15 protein-coding genes are annotated in these 12,961 nt (G+C 58.3%); 12 read left to right on the top strand and 3 right to left on the bottom strand.

Features of this window, described 5'->3' with window-relative positions:
- The first annotated feature begins 15 nt into the window (after positions 1–15).
- The 5 genes from ribF (at position 16) to ispH (ending at position 5,748) form a co-directional block, all read left to right on the top strand.
- A complete protein-coding gene (ribF, locus tag V6P94_RS06915; protein ID WP_219260983.1) occupies positions 16–966 on the top strand; it encodes a bifunctional riboflavin kinase/FAD synthetase in 951 nt (316 codons plus the stop codon).
- Positions 963–3,794, top strand: coding sequence for an isoleucine--tRNA ligase (gene ileS / locus V6P94_RS06920; protein WP_338649140.1), 2,832 nt, complete (start codon positions 963–965; stop codon positions 3,792–3,794). The genes ribF and ileS overlap by 4 nt, the downstream gene beginning before the upstream one ends.
- Complete coding sequence (gene lspA / locus V6P94_RS06925; RefSeq protein WP_133078591.1) at positions 3,787–4,305, top strand: signal peptidase II; 519 nt, start codon at positions 3,787–3,789, stop codon at positions 4,303–4,305. Before ileS ends, lspA begins: the two co-directional genes overlap by 8 nt.
- Entirely contained in the window at positions 4,298–4,735 is a 438-nt protein-coding gene (gene fkpB / locus V6P94_RS06930; protein ID WP_133078590.1) for an FKBP-type peptidyl-prolyl cis-trans isomerase, read from the top strand. Before lspA ends, fkpB begins: the two co-directional genes overlap by 8 nt.
- A 65-nt stretch (positions 4,736–4,800) precedes the next feature.
- Positions 4,801–5,748: a 4-hydroxy-3-methylbut-2-enyl diphosphate reductase gene (gene ispH / locus V6P94_RS06935; RefSeq protein ID WP_019824001.1), complete on the top strand. Its 948-nt coding sequence runs from the start codon at positions 4,801–4,803 to the stop codon at positions 5,746–5,748.
- On the opposite strand, the gene V6P94_RS06940 is transcribed toward ispH, so the two are convergent.
- The gene (locus V6P94_RS06940; protein ID WP_338649429.1) at positions 5,649–6,251 is read right to left on the bottom strand and encodes a GspH/FimT family protein; all 603 of its coding nucleotides are present in this window, start codon (positions 6,249–6,251) and stop codon (positions 5,649–5,651) included. The genes ispH and V6P94_RS06940 overlap by 100 nt on opposite strands.
- 257 nt (positions 6,252–6,508) lie before the next feature.
- On the opposite strand from V6P94_RS06940, the gene pilV reads away from it, so the two are divergent.
- From pilV to thiO, 5 genes are read left to right on the top strand one after another with little or no spacing between them, the layout of a single operon-like run.
- Positions 6,509–6,781: a type IV pilus modification protein PilV gene (pilV, locus tag V6P94_RS06945; RefSeq protein WP_405046737.1), complete on the top strand. Its 273-nt coding sequence runs from the start codon at positions 6,509–6,511 to the stop codon at positions 6,779–6,781.
- A complete protein-coding gene (locus tag V6P94_RS06950; protein WP_338649143.1) occupies positions 6,778–7,500 on the top strand; it encodes a prepilin-type N-terminal cleavage/methylation domain-containing protein in 723 nt (240 codons plus the stop codon). Before pilV ends, V6P94_RS06950 begins: the two co-directional genes overlap by 4 nt.
- Positions 7,497–8,015 carry a PilX N-terminal domain-containing pilus assembly protein gene (locus V6P94_RS06955; RefSeq protein WP_338649144.1) on the top strand — a complete coding sequence of 173 codons (519 nt, stop codon included), beginning with the start codon at positions 7,497–7,499 and terminating at the stop codon, positions 8,013–8,015. The genes V6P94_RS06950 and V6P94_RS06955 overlap by 4 nt, the downstream gene beginning before the upstream one ends.
- 10 nt (positions 8,016–8,025) lie before the next feature.
- Positions 8,026–8,427, top strand: coding sequence for a type IV pilin protein (locus V6P94_RS06960; protein ID WP_338649145.1), 402 nt, complete (start codon positions 8,026–8,028; stop codon positions 8,425–8,427).
- Between the two features lie 33 nt (positions 8,428–8,460).
- Positions 8,461–9,561: a glycine oxidase ThiO gene (gene thiO, locus V6P94_RS06965; RefSeq protein ID WP_338649146.1), complete on the top strand. Its 1,101-nt coding sequence runs from the start codon at positions 8,461–8,463 to the stop codon at positions 9,559–9,561.
- Between the two features lie 156 nt (positions 9,562–9,717).
- Here the strand turns inward: thiO and V6P94_RS06970 are convergent, their stop codons facing one another.
- Both V6P94_RS06970 and V6P94_RS06975 read right to left on the bottom strand, forming a co-directional pair.
- A complete protein-coding gene (locus tag V6P94_RS06970) occupies positions 9,718–9,948 on the bottom strand; it encodes a PP0621 family protein (RefSeq protein ID WP_133078583.1) in 231 nt (76 codons plus the stop codon).
- 118 nt (positions 9,949–10,066) lie between these two features.
- The gene (locus V6P94_RS06975) at positions 10,067–11,080 is read right to left on the bottom strand and encodes an outer membrane protein assembly factor BamD (protein WP_133078582.1); all 1,014 of its coding nucleotides are present in this window, start codon (positions 11,078–11,080) and stop codon (positions 10,067–10,069) included.
- Between the two features lie 148 nt (positions 11,081–11,228).
- On the opposite strand from V6P94_RS06975, the gene rluD reads away from it, so the two are divergent.
- Positions 11,229–12,191, top strand: coding sequence for a 23S rRNA pseudouridine(1911/1915/1917) synthase RluD (rluD, locus tag V6P94_RS06980; protein ID WP_019823983.1), 963 nt, complete (start codon positions 11,229–11,231; stop codon positions 12,189–12,191).
- Positions 12,188–12,919, top strand: a complete 732-nt coding sequence (gene pgeF, locus V6P94_RS06985; protein WP_338649148.1) for a peptidoglycan editing factor PgeF — start codon at positions 12,188–12,190, stop codon at positions 12,917–12,919. The genes rluD and pgeF overlap by 4 nt, the downstream gene beginning before the upstream one ends.
- Positions 12,920–12,961: the final 42 nt, after the last annotated feature.

Raw genomic sequence — 12,961 nt, forward strand, 5'->3', positions numbered from 1 at the left:
AGCAAGAAGCGCGTTATGCAGCTGGTTCTAGGCCTTCACAATCTGCGGCCCCAGCATCGGGGCTGCGTCGCCACTATTGGCAACTTTGACGGTGTACACCGTGGTCACCAGGCTATCCTGGGTCGGCTGCGTGAGCGTGCGCTGGAGTTGGGCGTGCCCAGCTGCGTGGTGATTTTTGAGCCGCAGCCGCGCGAGTTCTTCAATCCAGATACGGCTCCGGCACGTCTGGCCCGGTTGCGCGACAAGCTGCAACTGCTGGCCGACGCCGGGGTTGACCGGGTGCTGTGCCTGGCGTTTAACCAGCGTCTGTGCAAGCTCAGTGCTGCCGAGTTTGTCGATACCATTCTGGTCGATGGCCTGGGTGTGCAGCACCTGGAGGTCGGGGACGACTTTCGTTTTGGCTGCGACCGGGTTGGCGACTTCGACTTTTTGCAGCAGGCCGGCCAGATGCAGGGCTTTACCGTCGAGGCGGCGCAAACGGTCGAGCTCGATGGTGTGCGAATCAGCAGCACCAAGGTACGTGATGCCTTGGCTGATGCAGACTTCTCCCTCGCAGAACGTTTGCTGGGGCGCCCTTTTCAAATTACTGGCAGGGTATTGCACGGGCAAAAACTGGCGCGCCAATTGGGTACGCCGACCGCCAATATTCAGCTCAAGCGTCGCCGTGTTCCGTTGACCGGGGTTTACCTGGCCAGCGTCGACATCGATGGCAAGACCTGGCCCGGCGTCGCCAACATTGGCGTCAGGCCAACCGTAGCAGGGGATGGCAGCGCCCATCTTGAAGTACATCTATTGGATTATGCCGGTGATTTGTATGGCCGGCGCCTGACCGTGGCATTCCACCACAAGCTGCGTGATGAGCAGCGTTTCGCCTCCCTGGAGGCGCTCAAGACGGCGATCAATGCGGACGTCGCCGCCGCCCGAGCCTATTGGCTGGGTCAACCGCTTAAAAAGAGCCTGAAATGACCGACTACAAAGCCACGCTAAACCTCCCGGACACCGCCTTCCCAATGAAGGCCGGCCTGCCACAGCGCGAACCGCAAATTTTGCAGCGCTGGGACAGCATTGGCCTGTACGGGAAGTTGCGCGAGATTGGCAAGGATCGTCCGAAGTTCGTACTTCACGACGGTCCTCCATACGCCAACGGCACGATCCACATCGGTCATGCGCTGAACAAGATCCTGAAAGACATGATCATCCGCTCCAAGACCCTGTCGGGTTTTGACGCACCGTACGTGCCGGGCTGGGACTGTCACGGTTTGCCGATTGAGCACAAGGTTGAAGTGACCCACGGTAAAAACCTGCCCGCGGATAAAACCCGCGAGCTGTGCCGTGCCTACGCGACCGAGCAGATCGAGGGCCAGAAAGCCGAGTTCATCCGCTTGGGTGTTCTGGGTGACTTCGCCAACCCTTACAAAACTATGGACTTCAAAAACGAAGCCGGTGAAATCCGTGCCCTGGCCGAAATCGTCAAGGGCGGGTTCGTGTTCAAAGGCCTCAAGCCTGTGAACTGGTGTTTTGATTGCGGTTCGGCCCTGGCTGAAGCGGAAGTCGAGTACCAGGACAAAAAGTCCTCGGCCATCGATGTTGCCTTCCCGGTTGCCGATGAAGCCAAGCTGGCCGAGGCCTTTGGCCTGGCAGCCCTGAGCAAGCCGACAGCGATCGTGATCTGGACCACCACCCCGTGGACCATTCCGGCCAACCAGGCGCTCAACGTACACCCGGAATTCACCTACGCGCTGGTCGACGTGGGCGACAAGCTGCTGGTACTGGCTGAAGAGCTGGTCGAGTCCTGCCTGGCGCGCTACAACCTGCAAGGTTCGGTCATCGCGACCACAACCGGTGCAGCGCTGGAGCTGATCAACTTCCGTCACCCGTTCTATGATCGCCTGTCGCCAGTTTACCTGGCCGAGTACGTTGAACTGGGCGCTGGCACGGGCGTGGTTCACTCCGCCCCGGCTTACGGCGTAGACGACTTCGTGACCTGCAAAGCCTATGGCATGGTCAACGATGACATCATCAACCCGGTTCAAAGCAACGGCGTGTATGTGCCATCGCTGGAGTTCTTTGGTGGCCAGTTCATCTGGAAGGCCAACCAGAACATCATCGACAAGCTGATCGAAGCCGGTGCGCTGATGTTCACCGAAACCATCAGCCACAGCTACATGCACTGCTGGCGCCACAAGACTCCGCTGATCTACCGCGCGACTGCGCAGTGGTTTATCGGTATGGACAAGCAGCCGACGACCGGCGACACCTTGCGTACCCGTGCGATCAAGGCCATCGAAGACACCCAGTTCGTTCCGGCATGGGGTCAGGCTCGTCTGCACTCGATGATTGCCAACCGTCCTGACTGGTGCATCTCGCGTCAGCGCAACTGGGGCGTGCCGATCCCGTTCTTCCTGAACAAGGAAAGCGGTGAGCTGCACCCACGTACCGTCGAAATGATGGAAGAAGTGGCCAAGCGCGTTGAGCTCGAAGGCATCGAAGCCTGGTTCAAAATGGACGCTGCCGAGTTGCTGGGCGACGAAGCGCCGCTGTACGACAAAATCACCGATACGCTGGACGTGTGGTTCGACTCGGGCACTACGCATTGGCACGTTCTGCGCGGTTCGCACCCGATGGGTCACGAGACCGGCCCGCGTGCCGACTTGTACCTCGAAGGTTCCGACCAGCACCGTGGCTGGTTCCACTCCTCGTTGCTGACCGGTTGCGCCATCGACAACCACGCGCCGTACCGTGAACTGCTGACCCACGGCTTCACCGTGGACGAGGCTGGTCGCAAGATGTCCAAGTCCTTGGGCAACGTGATTGCACCGCAAAAGGTCAACGACACCCTGGGCGCCGACATCATGCGCCTGTGGGTTGCCTCGACAGATTACTCGGGTGAAATCGCGGTTTCCGACCAGATCCTGCAGCGCAGTGCTGACGCCTACCGCCGTATCCGCAACACCGCACGCTTCCTGCTGTCGAACCTGACCGGCTTCAATCCGGCTACCGACATCCTGCCTGCCGAAGAAATGCTGGCACTGGACCGTTGGGCCGTGGACCGCGCGTTGCTGCTGCAGCGTGAGCTTGAGCTGCATTACGGCGAGTACCGCTTCTGGAACGTCTACTCCAAAGTGCACAACTTCTGTGTGCAGGAGCTGGGTGGTTTCTACCTCGACATCATCAAGGACCGCCAGTACACCACGGGTGCCGACAGCAAGGCCCGTCGTTCGTGCCAGACCGCGCTGTTCCACATCTCCGAAGCGCTGGTGCGCTGGATCGCGCCGATCCTGTCGTTCACCGCAGACGAGCTGTGGCAATACCTGCCGGGCGAGCGTAACGAGTCCGTCATGCTCAACACCTGGTACGAAGGCCTGACTGAATTGCCGGAAGGCGCCGAGCTGGGCCGCGCTTACTGGGAACGGATCATGGCGGTCAAGGTTGCGGTCAACAAGGAAATGGAAAACCTGCGTGCAGCCAAGGCCATTGGCGGCAACTTGCAGGCTGAAGTGACCTTGTTTGCCGAAGATGAGCTGGCAGCTGACTTGTCCAAGCTGAGCAACGAACTGCGCTTTGTACTGATCACTTCTACCGCCAGCGTTGCACCTTTTGTGCAGGCTCCAGCGGATGCCGTAGTGACCGAAGTCGCCGGTCTCAAACTCAAAGTGGTCAAGTCCGCCCACGCCAAGTGCGCCCGTTGCTGGCACTGCCGTGAAGACGTCGGCGTGAACCCGGAGCATCCGGAAATCTGCGGTCGTTGCGTCGACAACATCAGCGGCGCCGGCGAGGTACGTCACTATGCCTAATACCAGCACTACCGGGCGCTTCGGGCGCCTGGGCTGGCTCTGGTTGACCTTGTTGGTCCTGGTCATCGACCTGACCACCAAGGTCTACTTCGACAACTCGCTGCAGATGTATCAGCAGATTGTAGTGATCCCTGATCTCTTCAGCTGGACCCTGGCCTACAACACCGGCGCGGCCTTCAGCTTTCTGGCTGACAGTGCCGGCTGGCAGCGTTGGCTGTTTGCGCTGATTGCTGTCGTGGTCAGTGGCGTGCTGGTTGTCTGGCTCAAGCGTCTGGGGCGCAATGACACCTGGTTGGCCATTGCTCTTGCCCTGATTCTGGGTGGCGCATTGGGTAACCTCTATGACCGGATTGTTTATGGTCATGTGGTCGATTTCATTCTGGTGCATTGGCAAAATCGCTGGTACTTCCCTGCGTTCAACTTCGCTGACAGTGCGATTTGCGTAGGTGCCGTGATGCTGGCGCTGGATATGTTCAAAAGTAAAAAGTCCGGAGAACCCGCTCATGACTGAACAGCGTATTGGTCAGAACACGCAGGTCACTCTGCATTTCGCATTGCGCCTGGAAACAGGCGACACCGTTGACAGCACCTTCGACAAAGCCCCGGCTACTTTCAAGGTGGGAGATGGCAGCCTGCTGCCTGGTTTTGAGGCCGCGTTGTTCGGTTTCAAGGCGGGTGACAAGCGCACGCTGGAAATCCTTCCGGAAAACGCTTTCGGCCAGCCCAACCCGCAAAATGTGCAGGTTATTCCACGTTCGCAGTTCAAGGACATGGAGCTGTCGGAAGGTTTGCTGGTGATTTTCAACGACGCGGCCAACACCGAGCTTCCGGGTGTGGTCAAAACCTTTGATGACGAGCAAGTCACCATCGATTTCAATCACCCGCTGGCAGGCAAGACCCTGACCTTCGACGTGGAAATCAAAGACGTCAAAGCGCTGTAATTCAGTGCCCGGCTGCGGCCGGGCCTGATTGGCATTATTTTTCTGCGCGTCCCACGAGGCCTAGCATGCATATCAAACTCGCCAACCCCCGTGGCTTCTGCGCTGGGGTGGACCGTGCGATTGAAATCGTCAATCGCGCACTGGAAGTATTCGGTCCGCCTATCTATGTTCGCCACGAAGTGGTGCACAACAAATTTGTCGTCGAAGACCTGCGCTCCCGTGGCGCGATTTTCGTCGAAGAGCTGGACCAGGTGCCGGACAACGTCATCGTGATCTTCAGTGCCCACGGGGTTTCCCAGGCCGTGCGAGCAGAGGCTGCGGGTCGTGGTCTGAAAGTATTCGATGCAACTTGCCCGCTGGTCACCAAGGTGCACATCGAGGTCGCGCGCTATAGCCGTGACGGTCGCGAATGCATCCTGATCGGCCACGCCGGTCACCCGGAAGTCGAAGGCACCATGGGTCAGTACGATGCCATTAATGGCGGCGCGATCTATCTGGTCGAAGACGAAAAAGACGTCGCCAATCTGCAGGTCAGGAACCCGGAAAAGTTGGCGTTTGTGACCCAGACCACCTTGTCGATGGACGACACCAGTCGTGTGATCGATGCCCTTCGTGCGCGCTTCCCGGCCATTGGCGGGCCGCGCAAGGATGATATCTGCTACGCCACGCAAAACCGTCAGGATGCGGTCAAGCAACTGGCCGATGAGTGTGATGTCGTATTGGTAGTGGGCAGCCCGAACAGCTCCAACTCCAACCGCTTGCGCGAACTGGCTGAACGCATGCAGACCCCGGCCTACCTGATCGACGGTGCCGAAGATCTGCAAAAAAGCTGGTTCGACGGCGTGCAAAGCATTGGTATTACCGCTGGTGCTTCTGCACCTGAAGTGCTGGTGCGTGGCGTGATCCAGCAGCTTCACGCCTGGGGCGCTACCGGTGCCGATGAGTTGGCTGGCCGCGAAGAGAATGTCACGTTCTCAATGCCCAAAGAACTGCGGGTTCGCGCCATTACCTGATTCACCGCACACAACGCCTGTGCAGCCTGATCGCTGCGCAGGCTGATGCGCCCGCTTTTTGCCAGCACCACCTGATAGTGGCTCTGTGCAGTTCTTGCCTGACAAACATGCAGCGTTCCCGCCTGAAAAGCGCCTTTGCTCAGCAGTGGCTCCCCCAGCGGACTAAATCGCACATAGTGTTTGACCGGCGTATTGCCCGCAATCGGTATGCGTCCACTGCCTTGTGTCTCGACCAGGACCGGGTTGCTCCTGTCGAGATGTCCCTGGCCACTCACGTCCAGAATGGTCCTCCAGCCTTGGCTCCAGTCCTCATTCACTGCATGAACCACCACATATTGATGGCGTAGCAATGCTTCAGTGCGAGCGTTGCGCAGGCTGCTGGCTAGCTGTTCGGCAGTGACCTGGCGACGCTGGCCCTCTGTGAGCGCGCTATAGGCCGGGCTGGCAAATCGGGCGGTGATCGCCACGATCATCAGCGACAGCAGTAACGAGATCAGGCTCATACCGCGTTGATACACAGCGCCCTCCTTGAGTGGTTGTAGTGTGCTTTCTCGGTATAGCTGATCCGGTATCAGCTGATGCCCGGCAATGGTTTCATCATGTTTGCGGTTTTTGTATGGGCTATGGCTTACGAATTCAGGCGACAAAATCTGTCTGCCTTTCCAGATTGCGTCTTACCTGTAAGGCCCGAGAGTGAGGCTAGGCTTTTGTCTGGGCGGCACAGGGCGTGTCGTCGACCTCAACGACACGGAAGGCACAGATGCCTCGGTTACATAAGAAACGCCAAGCCGGAATGACTTTGATCGAAGTGCTGATCGCATTGCTGGTTCTATTTATCAGCCTGCTTGGCAGCGCCGGTATGCAACTCAATGCCCTGAAGCACACTGCCAGTGCGTTAGTGAGTACCCAGGAAAGTTTTATTGCTTACAGCAGGCTGGACCAGATCCGCGCTGAATCAGGCGCTGATTACCCGGTTTCGCGGCTGGATCAAATCAACCTGATTGTTGGCGATACGACCGCCGCAGCATCGTGAGCAGTACACGCTCGGGTTTTGGCCTGATCGAACTGATGGTGGCGCTGGCGCTGGGCTTGATGGTGGCGCTGGCGCTGGGCTTGATGGTGGTGTTGGGGCTGACGCAGGTGTTCTTGAGTGCTCGTGAAACTTACCTGACTCAGCGCTCATCGGCGCAGATGCAAGAAGATGCCCGTTATGTACTGAGCAAGCTGGCCCAGGAAATCCGTATGGCAGGCATGTTCGGTTGCCTTTCGACTGATCGCATTGTTGATGCTCCCTCGCAGTTTCAAACGCCTGTCACCTGGCAGGATGCGTCGCTTTCCATGATCAGCGCAGACATAGGGCTGCAGGCGGCCCGGCCGGACTGGACGGTGGTGTCTGACTGCACAACCACTGCTAAAGCCTACCCCGGTGCTCGATTATCTTTAGCTCCTGGCGAAACTGGATTCCCTGTACGTGAGCTGTTTTACCGCTTTGACAATGGGCAGTTGAAGGTTGGGCCCAATAAAGCCGTGCTGCTCGACAATGTTGCTGCGTTTAACGTGAGTTTTGGCGTGGCCGGTTCGAAGGGCGCGCAGTCGGTGCCGCGCTATGAAGATCGTCCGAGTAAAACTTCCAGCATCCGCAGTGTGCGTATCGGGCTGACATTGCGTGACCCGGGTGGACGAGTCAGGGATCAGGCCTATCAACTGGTTGTCGCTTTGCGTAATCGGCTGGCTTGGGGCGGTTTCCCTTGAGCGCCCAGCGCGGCATGGCGCTTTTGGCCAGTCTGGTATTCATGTTGTTGCTTGGCGTAATCGGTATGGCCTCTATGGCCAGTGCGGCACGGCAGGAAAAAATGGCTGCAGGCGTCCAGCACGTCAATCACTCATTCCAGGCTGCGGAGGCGGCACTACGTAGCGGTGAATCCTGGCTTGATAGTGAATGGAGTGCCGTGTCGGGATGTGCTTCGCCAGTAACGTGCAGCCCGCCAATCGAGGCGCGGACTCAGGCTTTGCCTGCCGCCGATCCGGTGTCAGGGGTGCGCTGGGTAAGCGTTGCTGACGGGTTGTATGGTGTTCAGTACCTCGGGCAGAGCGTTGCACCAGCCCACCTTCCAGCCGCTACCGCCACCCATTTGTACCGAGTGACCGGAATTGGTTTGCGCGGGCAGTCGCGCACTGTACTGGAAAGTATTTATGCGCGTTATCAAGGCGCAGAAGAGGCGGCGCCCCATCGTTTTCGCAGGGTCATGTGGCGACAGCTGCAATAGGGAATTCGCAATGCATGGACATGGAGCAGGTTTTACCCTGATCGAATTGATGATCGTAGTGGTGATCATCGGTATCCTTGGAGGGTTCGCTTATCCGTTGTACAGCGACTATGTGAAGCGAGCGTATCGCTCCCAAATCATCGTCCTGCTGTCGGAGCAGGCCCAGCGTCTTGAACGTATTTATACAAAAAACGCGGTATACAGCGGCGGGCATGAACTCAGTTCAGGTAATCAGTACTACGACATTACGTCCGAACTCACAGATCACTCTTTCTTGCTGACGGCGACGCCAAAAAAAGGCTCGGCAATGGCAGGCGATCAATGTGGGCACTTTACGCTGGCCCACACCGGTCTTGCAGGGATTGCCCAGGCAGCCCCTGAGGTGAACTTGCAGCAGTGCTGGGGGCGTTAACGATTAATTATGAATGACGGGCTGGATCTCTAAATGGCTAGGCAGCAACGGGTGGTGATTGTCGGGGGCGGAGTGATCGGCCTGCTGACTGCGTTTAATCTGGCCGCCGATGTAGAGCAGGTCATTGTGCTGGAGCGTGGCGATGTAGGGCAGGAATCATCATGGGCGGGCGGGGGTATTGTTTCGCCGCTTTATCCGTGGCGCTACAACGGTGCCGTCACGGCGCTGGCTCACTGGTCACAAGATTTTTACCCGCAACTGGCCAAGCGTCTGTTTGCCTCGACGGGTATCGATCCCGAAGTGCATACCACCGGCCTGTATTGGCTGGATCTTGAGGATCAAGCCCAGGCGCTGGAATGGGCCCAGCGTGAGGGGCGGCCACTTTCAGCTGTGGATATGTCGGCGGTTGACGACGCTGTACCGGTGCTTGGTGGCGGTTTTTCTCGCGCAATTTACATGTCAGATGTGGCCAATGTGCGTAACCCGCGGCTGGTGAAGTCGCTCAAGGCTGCGTTGCAGGCAATGCCCAATGTCACGATCCATGAGCAATGCGAAGTGCTGGGGTTTATCCGCGAAGGCGATAAAGTTGCGGGTGTGAACACGGCTCAGGGTGAGATTCGCGGTGATGAGCTGGTGTTGTCGGCGGGTGCATGGAGCGGTGAATTGTTGAGCGGGCTGGGGCTTGAACTGCCTGTAGAGCCGGTCAAGGGCCAGATGATCCTGTACAAGTGCGCGCCCGACTTTTTGTCGTGCATGGTGTTGGCAAAAGGGCGCTATGCCATTCCGCGTCGCGACGGCCATATATTGATCGGTAGTACGCTGGAGCATGAGGGGTTTGATAAAACGCCTACGCAGACTGCTCTTGATAGCTTGAAAGCCTCGGCGGTCGAGCTTATTCCTGCACTGGCTGATGCCGAAGTAGTAGGGCATTGGGCGGGCTTGCGCCCGGGTTCGCCGGAAGGCATTCCCTATATTGGGCGTGTTTCGGGTTTTGACGGGTTGTGGCTCAACTGCGGGCATTATCGCAACGGGTTGGTTCTGGCTCCGGCTTCCTGCCAGTTATTTGCAGATTTGTTGCTGGGGCGTGAGCCGATCATCGATCCGGCACCCTATGCGCCAGAGGGGCGGATTTAAACATCCCTGCCTGCAATCATATTTGTGGGAGGGGGCGTGCTCGCGATGGCGTCAGCGCGATACACATGACAATCCGGGCAATCAGCATCGCAGGCAAGCCAGCTCCTACAAGAGCCAGCTAGTTGCTGGCACAGGTGCAGGGCGGCTTCTTGAAAATCAACCGCGTGTTTTTGGCCCTTGCTCCAGGTGGTTCTGGGTGCAATACCATTCCTGCTGCTGGCTCAGTGCGCGATCCCGTGGCAGATGCACGCCACAGTGGGCGCACCGCACCATAGGCAGGACGCCTGGATCGACCGGCTTTTTAGTCTCGGCCAGATTGGCTTTGTATTTGCGCCAGAGCCACACACCTGCAGCAATCAGAGCAGCCCAGATCAGTAAACGAAGCATGGTTATTCGCTATTCGAGAAAAGAGGCCTCAGTTTAGCCAAGGACTTGGCAGGCGCACAGCGCCAAATCGAACATAAAAAAAGAGCCCCGAAGGGCTCTTTTTTTTGGCACCGAACAATCAGTCGAACAGGCCAAGGGTCATGTAGCTGAACCACGAGCGGCTTTTACCTTCCGCTTCAGGCTCTGGTATTACTTCACCATCGGCATCTTTAGGCTTCAGTTCGGCCGGAATTGCATCCTTGGCGTCCTGATATTGCTTCTGGATGTCCATGTTTGCACGGGTTTCACCCGGTGGCAGCGGTGTGCTGGACTCGATCAGGCCCAGGGTTGCCTTGCTCAGCCAGGAGCGGCTGTCCGACTCGGAAGTCTGCGGCACAAACTGACCGTCAACCAGGCTTGGGTGATCAGGGTAGTTGGCTTTGAGCACTTCAAGGCTGGTGCTGGCCAGTTGGTCAAGGTGCATGCGCTGGTAGGACTCGACCATCACCGCCAGGCCGTCACCGACCGAAGGGGTTTCCTGGAAGTTTTCGACCACGTAGCGACCACGGTTGGCTGAAGCTACATAAGCCTGACGAGTCAGGTAGTAATCAGCTACGTGGATTTCATACGCTGCCAGAAGGTTGCGCAGGTAAATCATGCGCTGCTTGGCATCAGGTGCGTAACGGCTGTTAGGGAAGCGGCTGGTTAGCTGTGCGAACTCATTGTAGGAGTCGCGCGCAGCGCCAGGATCGCGTTTGGTCATGTCCAGCGGCAGGAAGCGCGCCAGCAGGCCCACATCCTGGTCAAACGAGGTCAGGCCTTTAAGGTAATAGGCATAATCAACGTTGGGGTGCTGTGGATGCAGGCGGATAAAGCGTTCGGCAGCAGACTTGGCGGCTTCGGGCTCAGAGTTCTTGTAGTAGGCATAAATCAGTTCAAGCTGGGCCTGATCGGCGTAGCGCCCGAACGGGTAGCGTGACTCCAGGGCCTTGAGTTTGGCGGTAGCACTGGTATAGCTGTGGTTGTCCAGGTCGGCCTGTGCCTGCTGGTACAGCTCGACTTCGCTGAGGTTTTCGTCAACTACTTCTTTAGTCGACGAGCAAGCGGCAGTCAGTGCGAGGATGGCGATCAGCAGCAGGTGTCTCACTTGCATGGCGGCTTGCGTCCCTATGACGGCCGCTGTCTTGGGCGGGTCCGTCCTGTTATGATGAGCGCCCCGTGAAAAGCCTCGGGGCAAAAGACGCCGTATTTAACCACAAGCGCGCAGCCGAAACCAAAGGCTTGGCGCGGTCCTGATGAGCATGTCCGAGAAAATTCAACTTCGCGAAGAGGTGCCGTCCGAACTGGGTGGCCAACGCCTCGATCAAGTCGCCGCACAATTATTCGCTGAGCACTCGCGCTCGCGCCTTTCCGCCTGGATCAAAGACGGCCGCCTTACTGTGGACGGAGCCGTCATACGCCCCCGTGACATTGTTCACGGCGGTTGCATCCTGGAGCTGACTGCAGAGCAGGAAGCACAGGGTGAGTGGATCGCTGAAGACATCCCCCTGGATATCGTCTACGAAGACGATGACATCCTGGTCATCAACAAGCCTGCGGGCCTGGTGGTGCACCCGGCTGCAGGGCATGCCAGTGGTACTTTGCTCAATGCCTTGCTGCATCACGTACCGGACATTATCAATGTGCCGCGTGCGGGGATCGTGCATCGCCTGGACAAGGACACCACGGGTCTGATGGTGGTCGCCAAGACCATTCAGGCGCAGACGCAGTTGGTTACTCAGTTGCAGAGCCGCAGTGTCAGCCGGATCTATGAGTGCATTGTTATTGGTGTCGTTACTGCCGGGGGCAAGATCGATGCGCCCATCGGCCGTCACGGCCAGCAGCGCCAGCGCATGGCGGTAATGGAAGGTGGCAAGCAGGCGGTCAGTCATTACCGTGTGCTTGAGCGTTTCCGTTCCCACACCCATGTACGGGTCAAGCTGGAAACCGGGCGTACGCACCAGATTCGGGTGCATATGTCCCACATCAACTTCCCGTTGGTCGGAGATCCTGCCTACGGCGGTCGTTTCCGCATTCCGCCGTCGGCCAGTGTGACGATGGTTGAATCGCTCAAAACCTTCCCGCGTCAGGCGCTCCATGCCCGTTTCCTGGAGCTGGATCATCCGACGACCGGTAAGCGCATGAGTTGGGAATCGCCACTGCCGGACGACTTTGTCTGGTTGTTGACGTTGCTCAAGCAAGACCGTGAGGCATTCGTCGGGTGAACACCTTCCTGATTCCTGACTGGCCAGCGCCGGCGGGCATCAGGGCCTGTGTGACTACCCGCGCGGGCGGCGCCAGTCTGGCGCCGTTCGACAGCTTCAACCTGGGCGATCATGTTGGCGACGACCCTGTCGCCGTTGCGCATAACCGCCAGCGCCTTACCCATATTTTTGACGTACAGCCCGCTTGGCTTAGCCAGGTTCACGGGGTTGTGGTCGCACCTGCAAACCCCGATCTGATTGTCGAGGCCGACGCGAGCTGGACGGCAACGCCCGGTATTGCCTGTACGGCGATGACGGCGGACTGCCTGCCTGCGCTGTTTTGCGATCGTGCCGGTACTCGCGTTGCGGCCGCCCATGCCGGTTGGCGCGGGTTGGCGGCAGGCGTGCTTGAAGCAGCGGCACAAAGCCTCAATGTTGAGCCGCAGGACATTCTTGTGTGGCTCGGGCCGGCCATTGGCCCCAAGGCATTCGAGGTGGGTGCAGAGGTGCGGGAAGTCTTTGTGAAAGACATGCTCCATGCCGAGGCCGCCTTTGTACCCAGCGTCAATGACGGTCGCTACATGGCCGACATCTACGAGCTGGCCCGTTTGCGTTTGGCTCGCTTCGGCATCTCTGCTGTATACGGTGGCGGTTTTTGTACCGTGACCGACCCGCGTTTTTTCTCCTATCGGCGCAGTCCCAAAACTGGCCGCTTCGCCTCACTAGTCTGGATCGAAAAGACCGTCTAGCTGACCTGCGTCATTTCTCTACGGCTTGAAACTCCCGTAATC

This window comes from Pseudomonas sp. ML2-2023-3, assembly GCF_037055275.1.
Taxonomy (GTDB): domain Bacteria; phylum Pseudomonadota; class Gammaproteobacteria; order Pseudomonadales; family Pseudomonadaceae; genus Aquipseudomonas.